The organism is Streptomyces sp. NPDC101227 (assembly GCF_044767545.1).
Lineage (GTDB): Bacteria > Actinomycetota > Actinomycetes > Streptomycetales > Streptomycetaceae > Streptomyces.
Genome location: NZ_JBIWOD010000002.1, coordinates 505,353 through 530,302, shown reverse-complemented (window position 1 = coordinate 530,302; position 24,950 = coordinate 505,353). Strand labels below are relative to the sequence as shown.

Annotated in this window: 20 protein-coding genes; 5 read left to right on the top strand and 15 right to left on the bottom strand. The window is 73.5% G+C overall.

Features of this window, described 5'->3' with window-relative positions; translation table 11 throughout:
- Positions 1-74 precede the first annotated feature (74 nt).
- Together ACIRPT_RS06165 and ACIRPT_RS06160 are read left to right on the top strand one after the other, a co-directional pair.
- Positions 75-710 (top strand): hypothetical protein, encoded by a 636-nt coding sequence (locus ACIRPT_RS06165; RefSeq protein WP_403822953.1) that lies wholly within the window; start codon positions 75-77, stop codon positions 708-710.
- Between the two features lie 76 nt (positions 711-786).
- Entirely contained in the window at positions 787-1,542 is a 756-nt protein-coding gene (locus ACIRPT_RS06160; RefSeq protein WP_403822950.1) for a dienelactone hydrolase family protein, read from the top strand.
- 52 nt (positions 1,543-1,594) lie between these two features.
- Here ACIRPT_RS06160 and ACIRPT_RS06155 read toward each other — a convergent pair whose 3' ends face one another.
- Both ACIRPT_RS06155 and ACIRPT_RS06150 read right to left on the bottom strand, forming a co-directional pair.
- Positions 1,595-2,728 (bottom strand): AI-2E family transporter, encoded by a 1,134-nt coding sequence (locus ACIRPT_RS06155; protein ID WP_403822947.1) that lies wholly within the window; start codon positions 2,726-2,728, stop codon positions 1,595-1,597.
- Between the two features lie 326 nt (positions 2,729-3,054).
- Complete coding sequence (locus tag ACIRPT_RS06150) at positions 3,055-3,765, bottom strand: hypothetical protein (RefSeq protein WP_403822944.1); 711 nt, start codon at positions 3,763-3,765, stop codon at positions 3,055-3,057.
- Positions 3,766-3,842: 77 nt separating this feature from the next.
- Between ACIRPT_RS06150 and ACIRPT_RS06145 the strand changes: the two genes are divergently transcribed.
- Positions 3,843-4,748 carry a LysR substrate-binding domain-containing protein gene (locus ACIRPT_RS06145; protein ID WP_403822941.1) on the top strand — a complete coding sequence of 302 codons (906 nt, stop codon included), beginning with the start codon at positions 3,843-3,845 and terminating at the stop codon, positions 4,746-4,748.
- A gap of 59 nt (positions 4,749-4,807) precedes the next feature.
- On the opposite strand, the gene ACIRPT_RS06140 is transcribed toward ACIRPT_RS06145, so the two are convergent.
- From ACIRPT_RS06140 to ACIRPT_RS06080, 13 genes are all read right to left on the bottom strand, one after another.
- Complete coding sequence (locus ACIRPT_RS06140) at positions 4,808-6,466, bottom strand: amidase (RefSeq protein ID WP_403822938.1); 1,659 nt, start codon at positions 6,464-6,466, stop codon at positions 4,808-4,810.
- Positions 6,467-6,547: 81 nt separating this feature from the next.
- Positions 6,548-8,095 (bottom strand): AMP-binding protein, encoded by a 1,548-nt coding sequence (locus ACIRPT_RS06135; RefSeq protein WP_403822935.1) that lies wholly within the window; start codon positions 8,093-8,095, stop codon positions 6,548-6,550.
- Positions 8,096-8,165: 70 nt separating this feature from the next.
- Entirely contained in the window at positions 8,166-8,783 is a 618-nt protein-coding gene (locus ACIRPT_RS06130; protein WP_403822932.1) for a 4'-phosphopantetheinyl transferase family protein, read from the bottom strand.
- A complete protein-coding gene (locus ACIRPT_RS06125; protein ID WP_403822929.1) occupies positions 8,780-9,952 on the bottom strand; it encodes an acyl-CoA dehydrogenase family protein in 1,173 nt (390 codons plus the stop codon). The genes ACIRPT_RS06130 and ACIRPT_RS06125 overlap by 4 nt, the downstream gene beginning before the upstream one ends.
- Positions 9,945-11,126 (bottom strand): acyl-CoA dehydrogenase family protein, encoded by a 1,182-nt coding sequence (locus ACIRPT_RS06120; RefSeq protein WP_403822926.1) that lies wholly within the window; start codon positions 11,124-11,126, stop codon positions 9,945-9,947. The genes ACIRPT_RS06125 and ACIRPT_RS06120 overlap by 8 nt, the downstream gene beginning before the upstream one ends.
- Positions 11,123-11,401, bottom strand: coding sequence for an acyl carrier protein (locus tag ACIRPT_RS06115; protein WP_403822923.1), 279 nt, complete (start codon positions 11,399-11,401; stop codon positions 11,123-11,125). Before ACIRPT_RS06115 ends, ACIRPT_RS06120 begins: the two co-directional genes overlap by 4 nt.
- Positions 11,402-11,427: 26 nt before the next feature.
- Positions 11,428-12,573 carry an acyl carrier protein gene (locus ACIRPT_RS06110; RefSeq protein ID WP_403822920.1) on the bottom strand — a complete coding sequence of 382 codons (1,146 nt, stop codon included), beginning with the start codon at positions 12,571-12,573 and terminating at the stop codon, positions 11,428-11,430.
- A gap of 64 nt (positions 12,574-12,637) precedes the next feature.
- Positions 12,638-13,345 (bottom strand): maleylpyruvate isomerase family mycothiol-dependent enzyme, encoded by a 708-nt coding sequence (locus ACIRPT_RS06105; protein ID WP_403822917.1) that lies wholly within the window; start codon positions 13,343-13,345, stop codon positions 12,638-12,640.
- Positions 13,342-14,613: a pyridoxal phosphate-dependent aminotransferase gene (locus ACIRPT_RS06100; RefSeq protein ID WP_403822914.1), complete on the bottom strand. Its 1,272-nt coding sequence runs from the start codon at positions 14,611-14,613 to the stop codon at positions 13,342-13,344. Before ACIRPT_RS06100 ends, ACIRPT_RS06105 begins: the two co-directional genes overlap by 4 nt.
- Positions 14,610-15,992 carry a KamA family radical SAM protein gene (locus ACIRPT_RS06095; protein WP_403822911.1) on the bottom strand — a complete coding sequence of 461 codons (1,383 nt, stop codon included), beginning with the start codon at positions 15,990-15,992 and terminating at the stop codon, positions 14,610-14,612. The genes ACIRPT_RS06100 and ACIRPT_RS06095 overlap by 4 nt, the downstream gene beginning before the upstream one ends.
- Complete coding sequence (locus ACIRPT_RS06090; protein WP_403822908.1) at positions 15,992-17,671, bottom strand: carbamoyltransferase C-terminal domain-containing protein; 1,680 nt, start codon at positions 17,669-17,671, stop codon at positions 15,992-15,994. Before ACIRPT_RS06090 ends, ACIRPT_RS06095 begins: the two co-directional genes overlap by 1 nt.
- A 30-nt stretch (positions 17,672-17,701) precedes the next feature.
- Positions 17,702-20,134 (bottom strand): ATP-grasp domain-containing protein, encoded by a 2,433-nt coding sequence (locus ACIRPT_RS06085; RefSeq protein WP_403822906.1) that lies wholly within the window; start codon positions 20,132-20,134, stop codon positions 17,702-17,704.
- 197 nt (positions 20,135-20,331) lie between these two features.
- Entirely contained in the window at positions 20,332-21,591 is a 1,260-nt protein-coding gene (locus ACIRPT_RS06080) for a condensation domain-containing protein (protein ID WP_403822903.1), read from the bottom strand.
- 465 nt (positions 21,592-22,056) lie between these two features.
- On the opposite strand from ACIRPT_RS06080, the gene ACIRPT_RS06075 reads away from it, so the two are divergent.
- Both ACIRPT_RS06075 and ACIRPT_RS06070 read left to right on the top strand, forming a co-directional pair.
- Complete coding sequence (locus ACIRPT_RS06075; RefSeq protein WP_403822900.1) at positions 22,057-23,679, top strand: AMP-binding protein; 1,623 nt, start codon at positions 22,057-22,059, stop codon at positions 23,677-23,679.
- Between the two features lie 22 nt (positions 23,680-23,701).
- Positions 23,702-24,937, top strand: a complete 1,236-nt coding sequence (locus ACIRPT_RS06070; protein ID WP_403822897.1) for an MDR family MFS transporter — start codon at positions 23,702-23,704, stop codon at positions 24,935-24,937.
- The last annotated feature ends 13 nt before the right edge of the window (positions 24,938-24,950 follow it).

The window sequence follows — 24,950 nt, the reverse complement described above, 5'->3', positions numbered from 1 at the left end:
CTTCTGGCTCGGTGCGGACCGCAATATCCGCATCCGATGACGGAAGGCCCTCACCGCGTGGCAGAGTCACGCGCATGCCGATCTCCATACGTGGACGGCGCAGATCCTGCGCCACAGTCGCCCTCCTGCTGGGCGCCGTCCTCTCCGTGACCGCCTGTGGCCAGCAGCGCGGCAGGGTGACCACGGCCGCCGCGCCGAGCGCGCCGCCCAGCCTCCCCGGCTCCACCTCCAGCGCCGGTGCGAGCCCCGGTCCCAGTGCCCCCGGGGCCTCGCCCTACGTGGAGCCCGGCGCCGGCGACGGTGCCCCGCACTACCAGGACAACAACGCCCACCGTCGCCCCGGCGAGATGTCGCCCGCCGACGCGAAGGACGCGCGGCGGGAAGCCGATCGCATCGAGCCCGTACTCAAGCGGCTCTGGGAGCGGAAGAAGTGGGACCCCAAGAGCGTACGGGCGGCGCTGCTGGCACTCGGCTACGAGGAGGTGCGGACCGGCCCCAAGGGCGAGCGACTCGGCGGAAAACTCGACGTACGCGGGATGGAACCGCGCTTCGAGGGCAACCATTACGTCACGCCCGAGGGCACCCGGGTCGGCCTTCGCGTGCACGACGACGCCTGCGTCACGGCGTTCGTCCAGAAGAGCAATTTCCAGGTGTCGACCAACGGGCCGTACATGGAGAGCGGCTGTTTCGAACCGCCCTTCGGCCACTGACGCGCCGAGGCGGGCGGCCGGCGGAACGGCCCCTCGTGCGTCGCCCATGGACCGCTACGAGAGATGAGAACACGACATGACGAGCGTGCACGGAACCCTTCTGGACGTGCCCACCCCGGACGGGATCGCCGACGCTTACCTCGCGCACCCCGACGACGGCCGCCCGCGCCCCGGCGTCCTCCTCTATATGGACGCGTTCGGGCTGCGCCCGTCACTGGAGGCGATGGCCAGGCGGCTGGCCGGCCACGGCTACACCGTGCTGGTGCCGAACGTTTTGCACCGGTCGGGGCGTGCCCCCGTGGTGGAGCTGCCGGAGTTCATCGATCCGGCCCAGCGGCCGGAGATCTTCCAGCAACTCTTCCCCCTTCTGCAGTCGCTCACCCCTGAGCTGGTGGTGCGGGATGCCGGCGCCTACCTGGCCTGGCTGGCCGCCTCCCCGCTGGTCAGCGACGGGCCGGTGGGCAGCACGGGGTACTGCATGGGCGGCGGCCTCGCGCTCCGTACCGCCGCGGCCTTCCCCGACCGGGTCGGGGCCGTGGCGGCCTTCCACACCGGCCGTCTGGTCACCGACGCCGAGGACAGCCCGCACCGGCTCGTCGGCCGGATCGCGGCGGAGCTGTACTTCGGCCACGCCGACCAGGATCAGTCGATGACGGCCGACCAGATCAAGGTCCTGGAAGGCGCCCTGGACGCCGCGGGGGTGCCCTACCGCAGCGAGCTGTACGCGGGTGCCCACCACGGGTACACCCAGACCGACACCTCCGCGTACGACGCCGAGGCGGACGGGCGGCACTGGCGCGCCCTGTTGGACCTCTTCGAGCGCCGGCTCTGAGAGCGGGCCGTGGACCGGCGGGCGTAGGGCGCGCCCGCCGGTCCGTGGTGGTTCAGGGCGTGGGGACGGTCAGGTCGGTGGTGCGCAGCACGCCGTAGACGGACCAGACCACCGAGACGAGCGGCACCGCGACGACCGCGCCGAGGACGCCCGCCGTGACCGCCCCGCAGATCACCGACAGCGCCACCACGACGGGGTGCAGCCGCACGGCGCGGCTCATCACCAGGGGGTGCAGCACATGGCCTTCGAACTGGCCGATCACCACGATGAGCAGAACGACGACGACGGCCGCCAGCGGGCCCTTCGCGGCGAGCGCCACCACGGCGGCGACCGCCAGCGCGACGGGTGACCCGACGAGCGGGATGAAGGCGGCGAAGAACTCCAGTACGGCCAGCGGGACGACGAGCGGGATGCCCAGGATGAAGAGCGCCACGCCCACGAGGAGCGCGTTGGTCGCGGCGACCACCACGATGCCACGGGTGTATCCGGTGAACGTCGTCCACGCGGCACGTCCGCCGATGCGTGCCGGGCCGCGTCGGTGCTCCGGCAGCTGGCCGCCGAACCACCGCCACATCCGGCCACCCGAATGCAGGAAGAAGACGGAGCAGAAGAGCGCCAGCGCTCCGACCGTCAGCACATCCACCAGGCGGCCCAGCCCGCTGACCGCGGTGTTGAACAGGCTGGATCGGTGGGTGGCGATGAACCGGGACAGCCACGACTGGAGCTGTGACAGGGTTCCGTGCCGGAGGTGGACGGGCCCGCGTTCCAGCCACCGTTCGATCCGCGTCACGCCGCCTTCGAGCTCCCGGCTCAGCCCCTGCCACTCCCCGGCCACGGTGGCTCCGACCAGGCTCAGCACGCCGAGGACGAGCACGATGCCGAGGAGGAGCCCGGCCGTGACGGCCGCCGAGCGCGGCATCCAGCGGTCGAGCAGGTCGGTCAGCGGCTCCAGGAGAGCCGTCACCACCAGCGCGAGGAAGAGCGCCAGCGTCACCAGGTGGAACCGTCCGAGCGCCACGAAGATCACGTAGACCGCGGCGCCCACGACGATCAGCCGCCAGGCGTACGCCGCGGCCACCCACAGCAGCGGGGAGAAGCCACCGGTACCGCCGGGCCGGTGCTCTCCCCCGGCCGTACGCTCGGCGCGGCCCATGCGCTCCATGATGCGCACGCGCTGCCGGGCCATCCCACGGAGCGCCTCAAGAGACCGCTCGCGCTCGCCACCAGGTCGGTTCCGCACCCGCCGCCACCACCTCCTACCCCTCCTATGGCCGGGGCCGAAGGGGGACGACTTCCGCACGGGGACGGGCGACGGCCCCTCGTGCACACCCAGTGGTGGTATCACCGACGGGCGGTCCTCGAACGCGTCCGGGCGGGCTTTCCCCCGAAGGCAGGCGGCAGTCGGCCGGTCACGGCCGGACGGCAGGGTACGGCCGGACGGCAGGGTACGGCCGGACGGCAGGGTACGGCCGGACGGCAGGGTACGGATTCAGGTCCGCGGGGTGCGCCGGCTCATCGGGTACGGGCATGGTCGACCGCGGCCTCGGCCAGGCAGGTGATCAGCGGGTGGGCCCGGGTGCCGTCGCCGTCCAGTTCGGGCTGGAAGAGGGTGGCCAGAAAGAAGGGGTGGGCGGGCAGTTCGGCGATCCGGACCTCGCCGGATTCGTCGGTTCCGGTGAAGGCCAGGCCGTGGGCGCGCAGGGTGTCCAGGTAGTGGGGGTTGGCCGCGTAGTTGCAGTGGTAGCGCGCCTGCGCGCGGTCGGTGCCGATCAGGCCGGCGGCCCGGGAGCCGGGGGTGATGCGGACGATGCCCTCGTGGCCGACGAGCGAGCAGGCCAGCGGGACGATCACGGCGTCTTCGTCGGCGGCCTCCGGGGTGTTCTCGGCGTGGGCGGCGCGCTCCAGGCCGCAGACGTTGCGCGCGAACTCGAGCAGGGCGTGCTGGAAGCCGCCGCACGTGCCCAGGAAGGGGATGCCACTCTCGCGTGCCGCGCGGATCGCGGCCAGGACCTTGGCCTCGCTCCGGTAGGGGCTGCCCGGCAGGACCCAGACCGCGTCGAAGCCGTACATGCCCTGATCGGCGTCCTGTGTGGCGATCCAGTAGGCGTCCAGATCCAGCCCGTCCCGCACCCGCAGGGCCTCCAGCAGGCCGGGGATGCGGGTGTGGGAGCGAACGGCGTCGGAGCGGTCCCCGACCAGAGCGATGCGTGCGGTGTGGTTCATGCCGCTGATCCTGCCGACTTGGCCCGCATCGCGTCCAACGATGATTCATACACTCTGCATAAGCGATACTGATGCGCATGGATCCACATCTGCTGCGTACCTTGGTCGCGGTCCTGGACCACCGCTCCTTCTCGCACGCCGCCTCGGCCCTGGGCTACACCCAGTCCGCCGTCTCCCAGCACATCGCCGCGCTCGAAGCCGACCTGGGCACTCGGCTCGTCGAACGCCGGCCCGTCGCCCCCACGCCCGCCGGGGCGCGGCTGATGGAGCACGCCCCCGCCCTGCTGCTGCGCCTGGATGCCGCCCGCGCCGACCTCGCCCGGCTGCGCCACGCCCGCCCCACCCGGCTGACCCTGGCCTGTTCGCCCGCCGCCCTCACCCCCGCCGTCGCGCAGGCGCTCGCCCAACTGCGCGGCGACATCGCCTCGTTGGACGTCGAGGTGCAGGTCCTGGGCCGGGCAGCGGTGGTCGAGGACGTCCTCACCGCGCGCGCCGACCTCGGCCTGATCGACGGCATCGCCGCGCCCAGCGACCCGCTTCCGCTGCCGGATCTGGGCCCCGGCACCGCCCTCGCGACGGCCGAGCAGCCGCCGGCCGTCCTCTTCCCCGACCGTCATCCCCTGGCGCGGCGCCGTTCGGTCCGGCTGACCGACCTGACGCAGGCCCAGTGGGTCGACGCCCCTGACACCGCCGTCCCCCTCGACCGGCTGCGGGCCGTCTGCCGTACCGACGGATTCCGCCCCCGGATCCGCCACCGCGGCACCGATCTCCACGGCCTCGCCGCCCTGGCCGCCGCCGGCCACGGGCTCGCCGTCCTTCCGCTGTCCCTGGCCGCCACGCTCCCGGGCGTCACCGCCGTCCCGGTCGAGGAACCCCGCCTCGTTCACCGCACCGAGCTCGTCCATGCCGCCCACCCCACCGATGCCGCACAGCAGTTGGCCGACCTCCTCCTCGCCACCGGTCGTGCGGCAGCCGCGCCCTGATCGCCTCCGCCGATCCACGAGACCGGCGGCCGAGGGCGCGGCCCGCGGCGGTGTGCCGGTTACCGGTCAGCCGAGGCTCGTGTGCGCCGCGGCGGCTGCGGCGACGACGCGCTCGGCGCCGGGGCGTCGGGCCCCAGTGACGGCAGGTAGCGCGGTGCCCGCCAGGCGTGGAGTCGGTGTTCCACCGCGGCCCCCAGCGACAGGAGCTTGCCGTCCTGGTGGTCGCCGGCCATCAGGAGCAGACCCACGGGCAGGTCGTTGACGAATCCGGCGGGCACCGACAAGGACGGATATCCGGCCACGGCCGCGGGGGTCGAGGACGGGATGACGTCGTTGTCTCCGCGCGCACAGTCGGTGGTCCAGGCGGGCGGGTTGGTCGGCGAGGCGATGGCGTCCAGCCGGTGGGTGGCCATGGTCTCGTCGATCGAACGCCGGGAGAGGTCCTTCAACTCGGCGCGCATGGCCCGGTATTCCGGATCGGTGGTGGGCGGCGCGGCGAGGGCCTGCTCGAACAGTTCCTGGCCTGCGAAGCAGGTTCGCTCCCCCGGGTGGGTGCGGTTGAATTCGATCAGCTCGGAGAGGTTCTGCGGGCCGTCGCGGGTGGCGAGGTAGGCGTCGATGTCCCGGTGGAACTCGCTGAGCAGCGCGAGGAATTCGAGTGCGGCGAGTCGTTGCTGGTACGGGGGTGTCACCTCGACGACCTCGGCGCCCGCGTGCCGCAGTCGCGCCGCGGTACGGCTCATCAGGGCATCGACGTCCGGCCCGAGCGAGGGCAGTCGCCACAGGCCGATGTGTTTGCCGCGTAGGTCGTGCGGGCGCGTCAGCTCGTCCTGAAGGCCCGCGGGGCCACCCGGGCGCGAGGAGGCGCCGCCGCTGAGGACGGAGAGGGTGAGCGCGGTGTCGATCACGTTGCGTGCCATGGGCCCGGCGGTGTCCTGCTCGGCGGAGATCGGGACCACTCCGGCCCGGCTGACCAGGCCGAGGCTGGGTTTGTGGCCGACCACCCCGTTCATCCCGGCCGGGCACACGATGGAGCCGTCCGTTTCGGTACCGATCGCCACCTGCGCCAGCGACGCGGCGAGCGCGGCGGCCGAACCGGAGGAGGACCCGCACGGATTCCGGTCCAGTACGTAGGGGTTGTGGGTCTGTCCGCCCACCGCCGACCACCCCGATGTCGGCTTCGTCGCGCGGAAGTTCGCCCACTCGGACAGATTGGTCTTGCCGAGGATGACCGCCCCGGCGTCCCGCAGCCGGGTCACCAGGGCGGCGTCGGCGTCCGGTGGGCTGCCCGCCAATGCCAGCGACCCGGCGGTGGTGGGCAGGTCGCGGGTGTTGACGTTGTCCTTGAGCAGGACGGGAATGCCGTCGAGCGGGCCACGGGTGGCGCCGTGCCGATGTCTGGCGTCGCTGGCGGCTGCCTGGCGCAGGGCCGTCGGGTCGGTGCGCAGCACCGCGTTGATCTTGGGGTCGATGGTCTTGATCCGCCGCAGGTAGGCGGCGGTCAGTGCCGACGAGGTCAGCGAACCGTCCGACATGCGCGCCTGTAACTGCGGGATCGTCACCGTGTCGAGATCGATGGCCGGCCTCGGGGGCGCACCGGCCGGCGCCGGGTTGCCGACGCCGCTTTCCGCGGCCGCCGCGCGCGGATGGGGTGCGGCCGCGCAGAGGGAGCCGGCGACCAGGGCGGCGATCAGCGTGGCCGTGCTCCTCTTCCTCATGCTCCTCATGAGGGTCAGCGGACTATAAGCAAGCGGCCCGGTACAAGAGCCTTTCGCGCCGCCGTCCCCCGGAATTCCGGGTCACGAGCGGCCGTCCGCCCCCAGGAGGGCCGTCAGGGCCGTCCGGTCGACCTTGCCGTTGTGGTTGAGCGGGAGGGCGTCCAGCCGGGTGAGCGTGGCGGGCACCATGTAGGCGGGGAGCCGGTTCCGGAGGGCGGCGCGGACGTCGTCCCCGTCGGTGGCGGTCCCGGTGTACGCGGCGCCGAGTTCCACACCACCGGGGTTCGTCAGCGGGACGACGGCCGCGTCGAGGACTCCGGTCAGTGCGCGCAGAGCCGCCTCCACCTCGCCGAGTTCGACGCGGTAGCCGTGCACCTGGACCTGCTGGTCGCCGCGGCCGAGGTGGACCAGCGGCGGGACGGTGTCCGCGGCGGGGCCCGGTGCGCCGGGCAGGGTGGTGACGCGGTCGCCGGTGCGGTACCAGTGGGCGTCGGTCAGGGCGGTGGCGGGGTCGTACGGTGCGCCGTCGGGCGCGAGGAAGCGGCCGGCGTTGTTGGCCGGATCGAGGTAGCCGGGGAAGCGCTGGGCGCCCCGTACGCACAACTCGCCTTGGTAGAGGCGGAGTTGCAGTCCCGGGTGGAGGGTGCCGATCGGGACGGTGCCGTTGGCGGGTGCCGGCCAGGCGGCGCGGCCGCCCGGCAGCCGGTAGGCGGTGCAGGTGACGGTCAGTTCGGTGGGGCCATAGGCGTTTTCCACCGTGCTCTGCGGCGCGGCCCGGTGCCATGCCTCGGCCTGCTGGAGCGTCAGCGGTTCGCCGCAGAACATGCTGCTGCGCAGCGTGGGCATGCTGCCCGGCCGCAGGGCCCGGAACCGGTGGGCGAGGGAGATCACCGACGGAACGGAGTTCCAGTGGGTGAGGGCGCGCCGATTGACGAAACGGACCGGCGCGAGGAGTTCGTCGCGGGTCGCCGCGACCAGGGTGGCGCCGCTGCCCCAGGCGGTGAACATGTCGTGCACCGAGGGGTCGAAGGTCAGGTCGAAGGTCCCCGAGACGCGGTCGCCGGGTCCTGCCGCGCCGCGTGGCACGGCGTGCGCGAGATAGCCGCAGACGTTGCGGTGCTGGATGGGGACGCCCTTGGGGACGCCGGTCGAGCCCGAGGTGAAGAGGATGTAGGCGAGGTCTTCGGGGCGGGCGGTGCGGCGGGTGGGGGGTGTCGTCGTCGCGAGGCGGAAGAGTTCCGGGTCGGTGAGGGCCAGGGTGGGGACGTCGGGCCACCCGGAGTGGTCGGCGGTGCCGTCGGCCAGTACGGCGTCGAGCCGGGCGGCCCGTACGATCCCGGCGTTGCGCCCGGCGGGGAAGCCGGGGCCGAGGGGTACCACCGCGGCGCCGAGGCGCTGCACGGCGAGGTATCCCGCGTAGGCCAGGACGGTTCGGCCGGCCAGCAGGCCCACCCGGCCGGGCCGTGTGCCGTCCAGGCGCAGCAGGAGGTGCGCGGCCAGTGCGTCGGCGAGGCCGGCGAGCTCGGCGTAGGTCAGCTCGGTGTCGCCGAGCTCGAGTGCGGTGCGGTCCGCGTGGGTGGCGGCGGACGCCGCGAACCAGTCGTAGAGGGTGTGCCGTTCGGCGGGCATGCGTACCGTTCGCCTTTCTCGGGTGGTCGGGTCTGGCAGGGCGGGGCGCGGGGCGGCGGCGGCCGCGCGGTCAGTCACCCGTGGGCCAGAGGAACGCGCAGCTCAGGGGCAGCGCGGAGCGGTCGCGCAGGCTGATCCAGCGGTAGTCGCCCCAGCGGCCGGTGGGGGCGCCCGGCGGCACGTCGATGGTCCAGGGGCGCCCGGCGAACCCGGCGCCGCTGGCCTTGACGCAGGCCTCTTGGGCCGTCCAGACCCAGGCCACCTCCTCGGCGGCCCGCGCCGGGGGCAGCGCGGCGATCCGCCGGGCGTGTCGGTGCAGCAGCCGCCGGGCGAACGACGCGGTGACGGAGGTGCCGGGGCGCTGTACGTCCACGCCCATGGCGCGCCCGACCGCGACGCCGGCGGCGAGGGCGCCGTGGCTGTGCGAGACGCTGATGCCGACGCCGGGGTGCCCGCGCAGCCGGGGCTTGCCACGCGGGTCGGTGGTGATGTCGGCGTCGGCCAGGGCCGGGCGCAGCGCGGCGAGCGTCTCCCGCAGCAGCCCGCGGCCGGCGAGGAATTCCCGGGCGCGCCGGTCGGGCAGGGCGGCGGCGCGGCGCAGATCGTCGCGGTGGGTGCTGGGGGCGATGTGGTCCTCGGTGGTTGTCGTCACCCAGACCTGGTCGGCCACCATCAGGGGCGATGTCACGGCAGGGTGCCCGGCCGCGTCAGCCCGGCCAGGACGCTCTCGGCGGCGTCCGCCAGCGTCCCCAGCACCACTTCGTTCGCGCCGCCGCCGATGCCGAACAGCGCGGCCTGGGCGCGTATTTCCTGGATGCCTCCCGTGGTGAAGCCGACCGCGCCCCACAGCTGGCCGCACTCGGTCAGTACGTGGTTGACGGTGGCGCCGGCGGCGGCCTTGAGCGTGGCGGCGGCGGTGGCGTCGTGGTGCACCGCCACGGGCTCGGTGTACTCGGCGACCAGGGCGTGCAGTTCCCTGACCCGAAGGAGGCAGGCCGCGAACCGTTGCCGTACGGCGGGCAGGTCCCAGAGGGTGCCCGTGCCGTGCGGGCGGCCGGACAGCCGGCGGTGGGTGTCCGCCAGGATACGGCGGCACAGGGCCACGCCCCACTGCGCGCCGGCGAGCCGTTCGGTGGCGATATGGCGGGCGAACAGCGGGAGCCCGAAGCCGACCCGGCCGATCACCTGGTCCCGGTCGAGCCGCACCCCCTCGAAGGTGACATGGCCGACGCCCGAGTCGGCGAACAGGGCGGTGTCCGCGGGGCGCACGGTGACGCCGGGCGCGTCGGCCGGTACCAGGACCCAGGTGAAGTCGGTGAAGTGCCGTCCGGCGCGGTGCCGGGCGAGGACGAGGAAGGACTCGGCCGTGGTGGTGTTGGCGATCCAGTCCTTCTCGCCGGACACCTCCAGGGCGTCGTCCTCGATCCGCACCTGGGTGCGCAGCGCGGTGAGGTCCGTGCCCGCGGTGACGTCGGTGGCGGCCAGGGCGACCGTCGCCCGGCCGGTCAGCGCCCGTTCCAGTGCCTGCCGGGCCGAAGGCGTCCGGCCGGTCGCCAAGACCGGTAGGGCGGTGGCCAGTTGCACGCTCACCGACAGGGTGGCGGCGAGGGAGCAGCGGGCGTCCACGGCGGTGAGCAGGTCCGCGAGGCCGCCGGGGTCGGTGCCGGCCTCGATGGCGCCGTCGCGGTAGGCCCGGGTGATCAGGCCCGCGCGGCCGAGCGCGGCCCATACCTGCGCGCCGTCCGCGGTGCGCGGCAGCGCGTCGAGTGCGGCGAAGCCGGTGGCGGTGGACGGGGGCCGGCCGTCGCCGGTTTCGGACGGTGCGGCGGGGCGGTCCCGGGTCAGTGGCTCAGGCAAAGCTCACTCCCTGGTCGCGCAGCGCCAGCCGGCCGTCGGCGAGGTGGAGCCGGTCGTTGCTGTAGTTCAGCGCGGCCGAGCGCAGGTCTCGCAGGGCCCGTTCGAGGCGGGTGGGCGAGTCCTGGAGGTAGCCGTGCCGCAGCCCGACGGCGGTGATCAGGTCGTCCACGGCCGCTTGGCATTCCTCGGATGCGGTGATCTTCAGTGCGTTGAGCTGGAGTTGACGGGCTGGGACGGAGAGGTCCGCGCCCGAGGTGACCGTCCGGAGGGTCTCCTGGAGCAGGGCGTGTACGGCGTCGAGTCGCCTGCGGGCCCGGGAGATGCGGGTGAGCAGCAGTTCCGAGGTGAGGTCGAAGCGTGCGCGCCCCGCCTGGCTGCGCAGCAGCCGCAGTACGCGCGAGAGCGCTCCCGCCGCCGTTCCGAGCCACACCGCCGACCAGCCCAGATGTGCCAGGGGGCCGAAGACGTCGGCGGCGATCTCGTGGAAGTGTCCGGGTGTGCCGACGATGTGGTGCGCCGGGACGCTGCCGGTGAGCCGGAGGGCGACGCTGTGGCTGGCACGCATGCCCATCGGCTGCCAGTCCCCCGATGCGGTGATCTCGAGCTGGTCGCGGTGCGCGTACACCAGCGACACCTCGTGTTCGGTGGCGTCGCCGGGGCTGCGCATGGTGATGAGGAAGCCATCGGCGTGGGCGCCGCCGGTGACGATCGGGGCATCCCGATCGATCGCCAACTGCCCTTTCTCATCGACGAGTTGGGCGTCCGCGCTGAGCAGGTGGCCGCCCTTGCCGGCTTCCGTGGTGACGGAGGCGAGGTAGTTCTCCCCCGCCGCGATCCGCGGCAGCAGTTCCTTGCGGAGCCGTTCCTGGCCGTGGCGGACGAGGGCCTCGGTCTGCTGGCAGTGCATCGCGAAGATCATCCCGACGGACATGTCGCTGCGCCCCAGGGTCTGAGCGGCCGCGACCAGGTCGCCCACGGTGCCGCCGAGTCCGCCGTACTCGGCGGGGACCAGCAGCCCGAGCAGGCCGGTGCGGCGCAGCGCGGCGAGCGCGTCCACCGGGAATTCCGCGGCCCGGTCGGTGCGCCGGGCGTGCTGCTCGGTGACCTCGGCGACCTCGGCCAGACGGGACGTCAGGTCCAGGAGGGCCGGGTGGCCGGCCGTGGCCGGGCTCATGGGGTCACCTCGCCGGTGTCGCCCTCGGTGGCCTGGTCGGGGAGCTGTGCGGCGATCGCCTGCCACAGGTTGCCGGCCGTGGCGAAGGTGGCGTCATTGAGCTCGTCGTCCGGCAGCGATATCCCGAAGGTGTCCTCGATGGCGAAGAGCAGCTCGATGGCCTGCATGGAGTCGACGCCCAGGGTGCGCAGGTCGGTGTCGGGGGTGAGGTCGATCTCCTCGGGTCCGGAGTGCTTGAGGAAGGGGCGCAGCAGTGTGGTGAAGCGGGGATCCATGGGGGCTCTCTTCGGTAGGGGGTGGTTCAGCGGGCGATGCGGCACAGGTCGTCGACCCGGCGGAGGTTTTCCGGGACGAGCGCGTCGGCGTCCAGTTCCCGGCCCAGTTCGCTCTCCAGCCGCTCGATGATCTCGATCAGGCGGAACGAGCTGAAGGAGGCGAAGGTGTCGAACGGGGCGCCGTCGAGGAGCGCGGCCCCGTCCACGCCGAGCACTTCACCGGCCAGGGCGGCCACCCGGTGCCGCAGCGCCTCGTCCGGGGCCGCGGGGGCGGGGGCGGCGGCCGGCGGGGCGCCGAAGACCGTCCGGTCGGCGGCGAGGACGTCGCGCAGCCGGTCCACGATGCCCGGCGGTTCGGCGCGGCCCCGGGAGACCCGGCGGTGGGCGAGGTAGGTCTGCTCGACGACCTTGTCCCAGGCGCGCAGGTGCGCGCGCTCGGCCTCGGTCTCCTCGGCCCGGCCGGCGAAGTGCGCGCGGTAGCGGGCGTGCAGCTTGCGGGCGCGGGAGAGCAGCCAGGTCTCGGCGGTGAGTCGTTCCACGGCCGCCGCGCGGTCGGTGCAGGCGTCATACGCTCCGAGGTAGGCCGCCACGGCGGGCTCGTCCATGGACAGCGCCGGTGTGGGCGCGGGAGCCGGCGGGCCGCCCGCCGTGGCCAGTTCGACGACGTCGGCCGCCTCGATGGCCGCGAGGTCCGCGGCGGTCAGTACCCAGCGGCCGGGCGCGGCCGGTCCCCAGTGGGTCTCGCTGCGGTAGGCGTCGGTGATGTGCCAGCCGCCGGGCGCCGCGGCGAGCAGGAAGCTGTGCTCCATATGTGCCTGTCCGTGGTACGGCAGCCAGGGCAGTGTGTAGGCGTCGGCGACGACGTAGCGGACCCCGTCGCAGGGCCGGAGCCGGGCGAGCAGGTCGCCGGCGGCCATCCGCTCCTGGCGCACCACCGTGAGCCCCAGGAGCTCCGGTGCCAGGTGCAGCTGCTGCGCCAGCGGGGGGTCGACGGTGGGCAGGCCGTCCGCCCGTTCCCAGGAGCGGAAGGTCAGCGGCGCGCCGAGCCGCAGATGCGTTCCGGGGCCGTGGTGATGGTCCGCGAGCACCGCCAGATTCGCCTGGATGCAGTCCAGCAGACCGCTGTGCACCGAATCCAGGCCGAACTGCTCCGGTTCGCCTGTGACGGCCATGTGCGTTCACCTTTTCTTGCTTGGTCGTGGGCTGTGCGGGTGGTGCGGGGGCGTGGGGTGGCGGTCACAGCCACGGCGGCAGCGCGGGCGGCTGCCCTGTGAGTCCCGTGCCGGTGGAGCGTCCGCTGAGCCAGGCGAGCAGGTCGGCGGGGGTGCCGGAGACGACGGGACCGCCCGTGCCGAAGCGGCCGAGGAGCGCTCCTTCGGGGTCGCGGAGGGTGACGTCCGGCGTGCCCTCGGCCTCGGCGTAATAGCCCAGTACGTCGTCGAGGACGATCCTCCGGGCCGGCTCCGGGATGTCGGCGACGTCATAGCCGATGTCCAGGTCGACATGGTGCAGTACGAGTTCGCGTATCCGGATCACCAGGATCCGGCAGGGCGTGCACAGTTCGCCGGTGAACGGCCGGACCGTTGCCTTCCAGGCGGGTGCGGGAAGTTCCTCGATCGTGCGCCGGAAGTGCGCGGCGCTGGTGCGGACATCGGTCAGCAGCGTGGCGGCCGGTCCCTGGGCGCCCGCCTCGATCTCGGCGTTCCGGGCGGCGCGGCTGGGGTACTGCGCGGTCTCGACGCCCGTACGGGCCCACTCCAGCAGCCGCTCCAGTGCCGGGGCCTGGCGCGCGAGATGGCTGAGGACGTGGCCGCGGGTCCAGCCGGGGAGCCGGGAGGGGGCGGCGATGTCCTTGTCGTCGAGCCCTGCCACGCCGGCCAGCAGCGCGTCCGTCGCGGCGGCGATCACTTCGAACGATTCCGGGGTGGGGGGTATCTCCTTCATGCTCCTCCGTTCAGCCGGGCGAAGCCCCGGGCGATCGTGGTGAGTTCGCCGGCGATGTGCGGCAGGCGGGTGGGGTCGTCGGCCCGCAGCGCTTGCTCCTGCTGGTGCTCGTCGCCGTACAGCAGGCTGGTGGCGGCCTTGAAGCGCAGCGCGTGGGGATCGTCGCCGAGCAGATGTCCGGCCAGCACGACGATTCCGGAGTCGTCCAGGAGCCGGACGGCGAGCGACGCCGAGTCCGTCACCCCGGCGCGGGCCAGTACCTCGCGCTGCGGTGCGAAGTCCGGGTAGACGTAGAACCCTCCGGTGGGCGGCCGGCATTCGGCGCCCGCTTCGACGGCGATGCGGTGCACCGCGCGGGCCACCGCGCCGTGCAGCCGGGCGCTCGCCCGCATCCGTTCGACGATCTCCGGCGGCTCGGCGTAGGCGTACCGCGCGACCTGTTGCATGGGACCGGCGAGCGTCGACCAGATCTCGCTGGCCGCCGCCACCACGGCGTCCCGCAGCAGCGCCCCGGTGTCGCCCTCGGGGAAGCGGGCCACGCCGATGCGCCAGCCGCCGATCCCGAGGGTCTTGGACAGTCCGCTGGTGACGACGGTGCGCTCCGGTGCCGCCTCGGCCGGGCTGAGGAAGGGGGTGGCCTCGGGGTCGTGGACGAGGTCTCGGTAGATCTCGTCGGAGACGATCAGCAGGTCCTCGGCCCGGGCGAGCGCGCACAGTTCGCGGATGACCGAGGGCGGCGCGAGCGTCCCGGTGGGGTTGTCGGGGAGGGTGAGGACCAGCAGCCGGGGGTCGGCGCCCGTGGCGCGGGCCCGGTGGATGGTCTCGCGCAGCGCGTCCGGTTCGGGGACTCCGCCGCAGTCGGCGGGGACCGGCACGCCGAAGACCTTCTTGCCCGCGTAGACCGCCTGGGGGGCGTAGGTGTTCCAGGCGGGGCGGGGCAGCAGCACATCGCCGGGGATGACGAGCTGCAGCGCCATCAGCAGGGGTTTGCTGCCGGGCGCGACCACCACCCGGTCGGCTTCCGTGGGCAGCCGGCGGCGGGTGAAGTAGCCGGCCACCGCATCGCGTACGTCCTCGGCGCCGGCCACCGGGCCGTAGGCGGAGCGCGCCGCGCCGAGCGTCAACTGCTGGGCCAGTTGGGGCAGTACGGGCAGCCGGGCCTCGCCGAACGCGAGGTGGACCAGGGACGCTCCCGCCGCCCGGCGCTGGTCGACCAGCTGGTTGAGCGCCAGGTTCGGGGAGGCCGGGGCCACGGTCACGGCGGTCATATCGCCTTCCTCTCCGTACGGTGTGCCGCGCGGGGGCCGCCGGCGGGTGGTGGGGTGGCGCCGGCCGGGGCGGTGCCGCGGAGGGCGGCCGCGAGGTCGGCGGGGGTGGCGGGGTCCGGCTCCAGTTCGTCGAGCCAGGCGGCCGTTGCCGAGTAGCGGGCCCGGAACGGCCGGCCGACCAGCGCGGGGTCGCGCGCCTGGAGCATCCGGAGCCGGAAGTACGCCCCTTCGGGTGTCTCCTCGACGCCGTCCACCACGACCTTGCCGGGCGTCGCCGACATGACCGGGCCGCGTACGGTGCGGGCGAGGCCGGGCAGCGTGCGGTACGCCGCGGTGAAGATCTCCACGGCGCGGGCCAGCGGTACCTTGAAGTAGTCGTACGGCCCGGTGTCCCGCTCGACGAACAGGTAGTAGGGCACCGCGCCGACCGCCAGCTCCGCCTGCCACAGCTCGCTCCAGGCCTGGGCGTCGTCGTTGACGTGCGCGATCAGCGGTGCCTGGCAGTAGACCACCGCTCCGGTGGCGCGGATGCGGGCCACCGCCCGCCGCGCGAGGTCGGTCGCCAGTTCCCGGGGATGGCTGAAGTGCGCCATCACGGCGAGCTGCCGCCCGGAGGCGACGATGCGCTCGAACAGCCGCAGGACGTCGTCGGCGTCGGGATCGGTGACGAAGCGCTGCGGCCAGTAGGCCACCGACTTGGTGCCGATCCGGATCGTGCGGACCGATGCGACGTCCAGCAGCGGCTCCAGGTGGCTGCGCAGCCGCTCGGTGGACATCACCATCGGGTCGCCGCCGGTGACCAGGACGTCGTGCACTTCGGGGTGTCCGGCCAGATAGTCGATGAGCCCGCCGGGGTCGGGGGCGGCGAAGCGCAGGTCGGCGTCCCCGATGAACTGCGCCCAGCGGAAGCAGTAGGTGCAGTAGGCGTGGCAGGTCTGGCCCTGGCCGGGGAAGTAGAGCACGGTCTCGCGGTATTTGTGCTGGAGGCCCGGGAGTTGTACGCCGTCCCGGCTGGGCACGTTGAGCTGCTGCTGGCCGGAGGGGTGGGGGTTGAGGCGGCCCCGGATCTCCCGCACCGCCTCGCGCAGCAGCAGCTTGTCGGCGGGGTCGGCGGACAGCTTCGCGAGCTGGTCCTCGTCGGCCCCGGCCAGCATCCCGCGCTGCGGGAAGGTCAGCTGGAAGAGGGGGTCCTCGGGGACCCGGTCCCAGTCGATGAGCTGGGTCAGGACGTACTCGTTGACGCGGAAGGGCAGCACCAGCGACACCCTGCGCACCGTCTCCCGGATGTCCTCGGGCAGCGCGTAGCGCCGGGCGATCTCGTCGAGGTGGCGCGGGCCGAACGCCCGGAAGCGCGCCGGTTCCGGCAGGCCTGCCGTCATCAGCGGGTCCCTCCGGTCCGGTTCGGTTTGCGGTACAGGTCGTCGCCGAGCACCAGGAAGTCCAGGTCCATGGAGCGGAAGGCCGCCAGTGCGTCGGCCGCGGTGTTGACGATGGGCTCGCCCTTGTCGTTGAAGGAGGTGTTGAGCAGCACCGGTGGCGCGCCGCGCCGCTCCATGCAGTCCAGGGCCGCGCCGACGGCCGGGGCCTCGTCACCGTGCAGCACCTGCGGCCGGGTGGTGCCGTCGATGTGGACGACGCCGGGGGCGACGCGGCGGCCGAGCTCGGTGGCCTTGGCCGCGCCGAGCATGTAGCGGCTCAAGTGCTCCTGCTGTTCCCACAGTTGGGCGCCGTAGGCGGGCCTGGTCACGCCCGCGAAGGGGCGCCACTGCTCGCGGTTCTTGACGGTGTTGACCCGGGTGTTGACGTCCGCGGTGTTCGGTACGGCGATGATCGACCGGCGGCACAGGGCGCGCGGGCCCACCTCGGAGCGGCCCTGGGCGACCGCGCCGATGCGGCCCTCCAGCAGCAGGGTGGTCAGCTCGTCGATGTCCAGGTCGGTCCGGACCAGATCCGAGGTGTCGGGTGCGGCCGGCCGGTGGGCGTGGCCGCGGTGATGGATGTCCGTGCCCAGGTAGGGGCTCAGCGGCCCGGTGTGCTTCGCGGGCGGGCGTACGGTCCAGGCGGCGCCGAGGGCGACGCCGGCGTCGTGCGGCACCGGCGGTACGTACAGCGGGCCGGGCAGGGTGCCGTTGGTGCTGCAGTTGAGGGCGACGCCGCCGCTGAGGCACAGCTGGTCGACGCCGGAGGTCTTGCGGGTCAGCGCGGCGAGGTGGGTCACGGTCTGCTCGATGAGGCGCTGCGCGGTGTAGGCGACGAGGATCGCGTTGGGGTCCTCGGTGAGCCGCTCCTCGGGTGCGGTCGGGCCGTCCGCCCCGGCGATCTTCGTGTAGCGCTCCCGCCAGCGGCCGACGACGGTGTCGTAGTGCTCCTTGATCTCGTCGGCGGTGGTGCTCCCCCGGCGTTCGGTGAGCGGCTCGACGGCGAGGCGGAAATCGTCGGCCGTGAGATCCACGAGGGGTTCCACCTCGAGCTGCGCGGCGCGTCCGTAGGCGGCCAGGCCCATGGTCTTGCCGGCGTTGAGGAAGGAGAAGCCGAGCCAGGTGGAGGCGGCGTCGTAGGCGTAGCCGAGCGAGGCGGTGCGCTGCCAGGTGTGTTCCAGGCGGGGCGCGGCGCCGTCCTCGTACGTCCAGATGGTGGAGGACTCGTTCTCGCCGTGGCCGTCGATGACGAGCACGCCGGCCTTGCTGAAGGGCGAGGCGTAGAAGGAGGAGGCGGCGTGCGCCTGGTGGTGGGGGACGCGGACGACCTCGGGGGTGTGGTCGCCGAAGTCCAGTCCGACGGCGTACGCGAGGAAGTCGGCGTCGCCTGCGAAGCGGCGCGGGTAGAGCTGTTCGCTGTCCCAGCCGAGGGCGACCACGTCGATGTCGGCGGGGCTGATGCCGGCCTGCTCGAGGCAGAACCGGGCGGCGCCGAGCGGTTTGCGGTAGAGCGAGTGACGGTGCCGGTTGCAGCGCTCCTCCTCGGTGAAGGCGATGATCTCGCCGTTCTCGTCGATGAGGCAGGCGGCGCTGTCGTGCCAGCCGGTGGGCGGCGCGTTGACACCAAGGATCCAGGTCATGGGTATCTCTCTTCGTCGCGGGACGGGCGGTCAGGGAAGCGGGGTGAGGGAGTGCCGCACGGCGCGCTGGGCGCGGCCGAGCGCGGTGGCGCAGTCTTCGGGGGTGTCGCCGACGGCCACCAAGGCGGCGAGCCGCGGCACGATGCCGCGGGGCGGCAGCAGGAGTCGGGTGCCGGGGGCGGCGAGCGGCACGGCCTCGACGATGCCGGGTTCGGCCGCGGCGGCGGCCAGGTCCAGGGAGCGCACGGTGCCGTCGGTGTCGGGGTAGACGAAGCGGACCTCGGCGCAGCGGTCGCGGTCGGGGGTGAGTTGCGGGGTGCGGCCGAGTGCGATGTCGGCGGCCGCCGCGACCGGGTCGACGCCGGTGGCGAGCGTGCCGAGCAGCGGGATGAAGTCGCCGCCGAGCCTGCCGTTGACCTCGACGATGCGCGGACCGGTCGGGGTCAGGCGCAGCTCGGTGTGGGTGAGGCCGGTGCGGATGCCCAGGGCGGTGTGGGCGTCGGTGACGACGCTCTGCATCTCGTCGGCCCAGGGCTCGTGGCGCCAGGGGGCGACCAGATGGCCGACCTCTTCGAAGTACGGCGCGAAGCCGAGGCGCTTGTGCGCCACGTTCACGATCCGTACCGCGCCGTCGAACACGGCGCAATCCACGCTGATTTCGGGTCCGGTCAGATACTCCTCCACGATCACCCCGGCCAGCCCGTGGATGCCGGGGAAGGAGGAGCCCAGCGCCTGCTCGTAGGCGTGGGAGACGTGTGCGGGGTCGCCGGCGAGGGTGACGCCGATGCTCCCGGCGAGCGCCCGGGGTTTGACCACGACCGGCAGGCCGAGCGACTCGGCCGCGGCCAGCGCCTCCTCGCGGGTGTGGACCTCGCGGAATCGCGCCGAGGGCACCCGGGCGGCGGCGAGCAGCCGACGGGTGGCGAGCTTGTCGCGGCAGCGGCGGGCGGCCTCGGGGCTCATATGGGGCAGGCCCAGTCGGCGGGCGACCTCCGCGGTGGTCTCCAGGAGCGTCTCGTCCCAGGTCAGTACGGCACCCGGGCCGGGCTGCCCGGCGAGCAGCGCGGCGACGGCGTGGGTGGCGGCGGCGGCGTCCGTGGTGTCCGCGATGCGGAACCGGTCGGCCACGTAAGGGCGTTGCCAGTCGATGTCCGAGCCCTGGACGAGCGCGGTGGTGACCCGGTCGGCGAGGGAGGCCAGCGCATAGGCGCGGTAGGGCGGATTGCCGCAGCCCACGACGACGAGCCTGCCGGGGGCGTGGGGGTCGAGGGGGGTGCTCTCCAGCGTGGCGTCGCGCATGGTGCGGCGGACGGCGGCCTCGACCTCGGCGCTGTCCGACCCGCGGAAGCGGAATCTCGCCCCGGCGTGCTCGTATCCGCCGCCGCTGAGCACGGCGCCGGGTTCCGGGAGGACTTCGGCGTAGGGGCCGGCTCCCCGGTGCGAGGTGACGGTGCGCACCCGGCAGGGCGTCGCCGCCGTGGGCGGTACCAGCAGCCAGCCCGCGACCTGCGGCGGGCCGGCGGCGGGCCGCGCCGAGCGGTCCTCGGTGCCGGTCTGATGGGCGACGGCGGCGGCCATCAGATCGATGCCGTGCACCTCACGCCAGATGAAGGGCACTTCGGCGCCGCCCGGCCGGGCCCCGATCTCCAGGACGGTCAGCTCGCCGGTGTCGCTCGCGAAGAGTTCGAGGTGGAAGACCGAGGGGCCGGTGAAGAGCGCCGCGGTGGCGGCGGCAGTGATCTCGCGGATGCGCGGGAGGAGTTCGCCGTCGTCGATCTCGACGGAGCCGAGGGCGGCGCCGGTGGTGAATTCCAGGCAGGTGTTGAGGTAGCGGGAGGCCCGCCAGGGCCCGAGTCCGTCGCCGGTGAACACTCCGTCGACGTGCAGGACCTGGTGTGGCAGCCAGGTCTGGACGAGCATCTCGGCGTCCGGGGGGAAGTCGTAGTCCCGGATGGCCGTCGCGGTGTCCAGCCGGGTGATGCCGGCGCTGGCGGTGCCGCGCCGCGGTTTGACCAGTACCGGCCGGCCGTGCCGGGCGGCGAAGGCGGCGATGGACTCGTGGTCGGGGGCGGCAGCGGTCGCCGGCACCGCGATGCCCGCGGCGTCGAGCCGCTGCGCCATCAGCAGTTTGTCGCGCAGCGGCAGCAGGTCCGCGGTGCGCTGTCCCGGCAGGTCGAGCTCGCCGCGCAGTTCGGCCGCCAGGTCGAGGTCGGTCTCCTGTAGGGCGACGATCCGGGTGGGCGGACCGACCTGTTGGACCAGTGCGTCGAGGGCGGCGCGGACCGACTTGGCGTTCTCGGTGCTGTCCACCAGCCGTACGGCTGCGGCCTGTTCGGCCGGCAGATGGCGGGCTGCGCGTTCGGTGGTGAGGTAGCTGACGCGGTGCGCCGTGTGGTCGAGGTAGGCGGCGTAGTCGGCGTACCGGTCGGTCCAGCGGTGGATGATCACGACATGTTCGGTCACGGGCGGCCTCCTGGGAGGGGACGAGCACGGGGAAGCGGTCGGTCGGCGGGCGGCGGCCCCGGGGGGCGGCGCGGCGGAGCGTTCGGGGGCGGGCCCGCGCCGCCGAGAAGTCCGGCAACTCGCCGTGGCCGGTGCGGGGTTCACGTACGGGTGGGCGGGGCCCGGCCTCCGTGGCGGGGGCCGGGCGGGCCGGTTCTTCAGCGGCCCTGGGCCGCGGACAGCAGGCTTTCGTGCATGTCCCACAGCAGCTCGGCGCACCGTTCCCGGCCGAGGTCCTTGGCGGTGAGCCGGACGGTGAGGGCGTCCTCGCTCTCCAGGGCGCGGGCGTAACATCGCGGGCCGATGGTGGTGAAGGGGCGCTCCCAAGTGACGGCGGGCGGCGGGCCGGACGCCGGCGAGCGGCGCGGCGCGGCGTCCAGTGGCGCACGCTCCGGTACGGCCACGTAGTTGAAGGCGCATGCCGGTTCGGGGGCTCCGGGCAGCTCGGCGCGCAGCGCCGCGACGGCGGTGACGTCGTGCATGCCGTGGCGGAAGGCGCCGAGGCCGCTCCAGTGCACGGCGTCGGCGAGTTTGACCAGGTCGTCGTTGCGGGCGTCGTCGATCAGCGCCGGGACCCACTGGTTCATCGAGGTCACCAGGTTCTTCCAGCGGCCGGCGAACCGGTTGGCGCTCATCAGTTGCACCAGCAGCCCGTCGGTGCCGCACATCCGGGCGACGCTGCGGGCGTACGCGGCCAGGACGACGCTGGCGACGGAGACGCGTGCGCGTTCGGCGAGGGTGTGCGCGGCGGGGCGGGCGGGCGGTGAGTGCAGCGTGGCCTGGACGACGTCGCCGGCCGCCTCGGCGGGTCGCGGCAGGGCCGCCGTGGGTGCGCGGCCCAGCAGTTGTCTCCAGTGGTCGAGCGCCGCGGCCTGCCGGCGGAGCCCGGCGGCGGAGTGCTGTTCGGCGGCGAGGGCGGCGGGTCCGGGCGGCAGGGGTCCGAGCCGTTCGGGGTCGGTGAGCGCCTGCCGGAATTCCTGGTGGAGCAGCTCTTGCGCCCAGGCGTCCGCGGCGATGTGGTGCTTGACGAAGAGCAGGTGCGAGGGCGCGCCCTCGCGGGTCAACAGCCGTGCCCGCCAGCCGTGTTGGCGGCCGAGATCGAAGGGCTCGGCGGCCGGTGCGGCGGCGAGGTCCACGGGTGCGGTGGCGTCCTCGATGACCGGCAGGGCGTCGTCCCAGTCGGTGTCGGGCGGCAACTGGCCGGGGACGTCGGGGTCCCGGAGGTCGTAACGCGTCCGCAGCGACGGGTGGCGGGCGGCGATCGTACGCACCGCCGTGCACACCTGCTGCGCGTCGACGCCCCGCGGCAGGGGCCAGATCGCCGCGTTGTTCGGTTCGTGCCGGCGGGCGGCCGGCAGGCTCCGGATGTCGTGCCATACCGAGAGCTGTCCCAGCGACAGCGGTCCTGCCTCGGACATACGCTCCCCCATTGGCGCACTTCCATGATGCGGAATGTCAATTCCATGTAGAGCTGACGCTGCCACAATCCGCCGAAGCCTGTCCAGATCCAGCCATGGCCGGACGCCCCCACTCCCCCGCGAACCCGAACCCCCCACGACCGCAGCACCCTTACGGGGCGGCCCTCGAAGGGCACCCGACGGCCACCCCGCAACGAAAACCCGAAGTCGGCAAAAGTGACCCACCTCACATCCCATCGCCATGGCGACCATGAGAGCCTGAGTGCCACTTCCCGGAACTACCTTTCCACGTAACGGAAGTTCAGAAGGGGGCGGGCGGTCGCATCGGCCGAAACGGACGGGCGCCCACACGGGACGACCGTCCCGTACGGCGCCCCGCGGCACGGCCCCGCACTCGGCCCGATCCGCCCCGGACCGGCCCGCCCCGGACCACCGTTCTCGCACACCTCGAGGGGTCTTTGCCACGTGAGTCAGCAGCCGCCCGTCCCGGCCGATGCCGTCGGGGAATTGCTCCACGAGTTCCTGCTCGACCCCGCACGCCACCGCCCCGACGCCCCCGCCGTCATCGAGTCCGCGCAACCCGGCACGATCACCACCACGACCTATGCGGAACTCGGCGTCCTCGTGGACGGCTACGCCGACGGCCTCGACGCCCTCGGCATCGAGACCGGCGCCCGGGTGATCCTGGAGTCCGACACCACCGCCCACTCCCTCGCGCTGCTGCTCGCCTGCTCCCGCGCAGGACTCACCTTCATCCCGGTGAGTCCCGAAATGCCGCACCAGCGGCTGCTGTCCATCGTCGACACCGCCCGGCCGGCCCTCCACCTCCAGACGCAGGACGGCACCCGCACCGACCTTCCGCACCCCGTCGGAACCGCCCGGTTCGGCCCGACCGGCCTGACCGTCGAACGCGCCCCCGAACGACGCAGGCCCCGGCGCCGAGTGCCCTGCGCCACCGACCCCGCGTACGTCATCTTCACCTCCGGCACCACGGGACGCCCCAAGGGCGTCGTCATGAGCCACCGGGCGGTGATCGCCTTCTACCGCGGCATGCTGACGCACCGCATCGCCACGCCCGAGGACCGCATCGCCAGCACCTCGCCCCTGCACTTCGACTTCTCGCTGCTCAACATCGGCCTGGCGCTGGGCAGCGGCGCCGCCGTGGTGCCCGTGCCGCAGGGGCTGGTGCGCTGGCCCCGGCACCTGCTGCGGGTACTGCGGGAGACCGGGGCCACCCAGGTCAACGGCGTACCGTCGATCTGGCGCCAGACGCTGCGGTACGAGCCCGCGCGGCTGGCCGCCCTCGACCGGCTGCGCGGCGTCCTGTTCTGCGGCGAGGAGTTCCCGCTGCCCGAACTGCGCAGACTCCAGCAGCTCCGGCCCGACGCCCGCATCATCAACTGCTACGGCGCCACCGAGTCGATGGCCTGTTCCTTCAAGGACGTGCCCAACCCCCTCCCCGATGCGCTGGAGAGGCTCTCCATCGGGATCGCGCACCCCGGCGCGGAAATCCTCCTCGTCGACGAGAGCGGCGACGTCGTGGCGGAGCCCGGCGTCCTCGGCGAGATCCATCTGCGCAGCCCCGCGCTGTTCTCCGGGTACTGGGACGATCCCGAAGCCACCCGGTCCGCGCTGGTCCCCGACCCGCTGTGCCCGCAGTCCGGCCAGGTCGTGCTGCGCACCGGGGACCTGGCGGTTCAGGAGGAGAACGGCGAGTACACCTTCCGCGGCCGGACCGATTCCCAGGTCCAGATCAACGGCAACCGCGTCGAACTCGGCGAAGTGGAACGGCGTTTGACGGAGTTCCCCGGTGCCACCGCCGCGACCGCCATGGCCCTGCCGCGGCCGGACGGCGGCGCCCGGCTGGCCGCCTTCGTCGTCCTCGCCGCGGACCGGGCCGGGACGGACCCGGCCGAATTCCGCGAGTTCTGCGCGCGCACCCTGCCTCCGTACATGGTCCCGCAGGACATCGAGCTGCTGGACCGGCTGCCCACGACCGCGAACGGCAAGGTCGACCGCGCGGTCCTGGCGAACACCGCGGGGGCGGACCGGCCGGACCCGGCGCCGGCCGGACCCCATGCCCGCTGACCGACCCCGGAGGAGTGAGCCCTTGAGCAGCATCGACACACCCGGCACGCAGGCCGGTGAGCAACCCCAGGGCCGGCTGCGCGCCTACGTGCGGGTCCGGGTGGGCGGGCTGCCGGGCGCGTTCTGGGTGCTGTGGGGCGGATCGCTGGTCAACCGGCTGGGCTCGATGGTCAATCCGTTCCTGAGCCTCTATCTGACCGCGGTCAGGGGCGTCTCACTCGCCGACACCGGACTCGTGCTCGCCGTCGTCGGCGTCGGCTCGGTCCTCTCACAGCCGCTCGGCGGCTTCCTCGCCGACCGCTTCGGCCGCCGGGTGGCCCTGACCGGCGGGATGCTGGCGAACGGCGCGACGCTGCTCGCCCTCGGCCACGCCCAGAGCCTCACGGTGCTCGTCGCGTGCTGCTTCGTGCTCGGCATCACGATCGACCTCTTCCGCCCAGCCGCCCAGGCGCTGGTCGCCGACGCCGTGCCCGCCGGCGACCGGACCCGCGCCTACGGCCTCCTCCTGTGGGCCGTCAACCTCGGGTTCTCGGTCGCCATGGTGATGGGCGGCTTCCTCGCGTCGCACGGATTCCAGCTGATCTTCTGGCTGGACGCCGGGGCCTGCACGGCCTTCGGGGTGCTGGTGTGGCTGGCCATCCCGGAAACCCGCCCGGCCGTCCCGGAAGCGAGCGCGGGCGGCTTTCGCACCGTACTGCGCGACCGCGCGATGCTGGCGTTCGCCGGGATCATCGTGGTCTACGCGATCGTCTTCCAGCAGGCCTTCGCCACCCTGCCACTGGCGATGAAGGCCGCCGCGCTGCCCAGCAGCTCGTACGGAATCGTCATGGGCGTCAACGGCATCGTCGTCATCGCGATGCAGCCCCTGATCGGCCACCGGCTCGCCGCCTTCGACAAGAGCCGGGTGCTCGCCACCGGCTTCGCCGTCGCCGCCTGCGGCAACGCGCTGGCGGCCACCGCCTCGGCGACCGCCGGGTACGCCCTGGCCGTCGCGGTGTCGACGCTGGGGGAGATCCTGGTCTTCGCCACCACCGCATCCGTCGTCGCCGACCTCGCCCCGTCCGCGCTGCGCGGCCGCTACAACGGCCTGATCGGGATGGCCTGGGGCACGGGCTTCCTGATCGCGCCGGTCGTCGGCACCCGCCTCCTCGCCACCGGCGCCACGCCCCTGTGGCTGAGCTGCGCCGCCCTGAGTCTCGTCGCCTCTCTCGGGCAGCTGTCCCTGGCTCCGGCGCTCCGCCGGCGCGCGGTGGGATGAGCGCGGAGAGCGC

What these genes read in the sequence shown, in the direction of transcription:
- ACIRPT_RS06155 (WP_403822947.1), bottom strand. Translation starts at nt 2,728, where the DNA reads ATGGCCCGGCAGCGCGTGCGCATCATGGAGCGCATGGGCCGCGCCGAG.
- ACIRPT_RS06160 (WP_403822950.1), top strand. Translation starts at nt 787, where the DNA reads ATGACGAGCGTGCACGGAACCCTTCTGGACGTGCCCACCCCGGACGGG.
- ACIRPT_RS06095 (WP_403822911.1), bottom strand. Translation starts at nt 15,992, where the DNA reads ATGACGGCAGGCCTGCCGGAACCGGCGCGCTTCCGGGCGTTCGGCCCG.
- ACIRPT_RS06135 (WP_403822935.1), bottom strand. Translation starts at nt 8,095, where the DNA reads ATGCCCGCCGAACGGCACACCCTCTACGACTGGTTCGCGGCGTCCGCC.
- ACIRPT_RS06115 (WP_403822923.1), bottom strand. Translation starts at nt 11,401, where the DNA reads ATGGATCCCCGCTTCACCACACTGCTGCGCCCCTTCCTCAAGCACTCC.
- ACIRPT_RS06105 (WP_403822917.1), bottom strand. Translation starts at nt 13,345, where the DNA reads ATGAAGGAGATACCCCCCACCCCGGAATCGTTCGAAGTGATCGCCGCC.
- ACIRPT_RS06100 (WP_403822914.1), bottom strand. Translation starts at nt 14,613, where the DNA reads ATGACCGCCGTGACCGTGGCCCCGGCCTCCCCGAACCTGGCGCTCAAC.
- ACIRPT_RS06090 (WP_403822908.1), bottom strand. Translation starts at nt 17,671, where the DNA reads ATGACCTGGATCCTTGGTGTCAACGCGCCGCCCACCGGCTGGCACGAC.
- ACIRPT_RS06140 (WP_403822938.1), bottom strand. Translation starts at nt 6,466, where the DNA reads ATGAGGAAGAGGAGCACGGCCACGCTGATCGCCGCCCTGGTCGCCGGC.
- ACIRPT_RS06165 (WP_403822953.1), top strand. Translation starts at nt 75, where the DNA reads ATGCCGATCTCCATACGTGGACGGCGCAGATCCTGCGCCACAGTCGCC.
- ACIRPT_RS06120 (WP_403822926.1), bottom strand. Translation starts at nt 11,126, where the DNA reads ATGAGCCCGGCCACGGCCGGCCACCCGGCCCTCCTGGACCTGACGTCC.
- ACIRPT_RS06145 (WP_403822941.1), top strand. Translation starts at nt 3,843, where the DNA reads ATGGATCCACATCTGCTGCGTACCTTGGTCGCGGTCCTGGACCACCGC.
- ACIRPT_RS06150 (WP_403822944.1), bottom strand. Translation starts at nt 3,765, where the DNA reads ATGAACCACACCGCACGCATCGCTCTGGTCGGGGACCGCTCCGACGCC.
- ACIRPT_RS06080 (WP_403822903.1), bottom strand. Translation starts at nt 21,591, where the DNA reads ATGTCCGAGGCAGGACCGCTGTCGCTGGGACAGCTCTCGGTATGGCAC.
- ACIRPT_RS06110 (WP_403822920.1), bottom strand. Translation starts at nt 12,573, where the DNA reads ATGGCCGTCACAGGCGAACCGGAGCAGTTCGGCCTGGATTCGGTGCAC.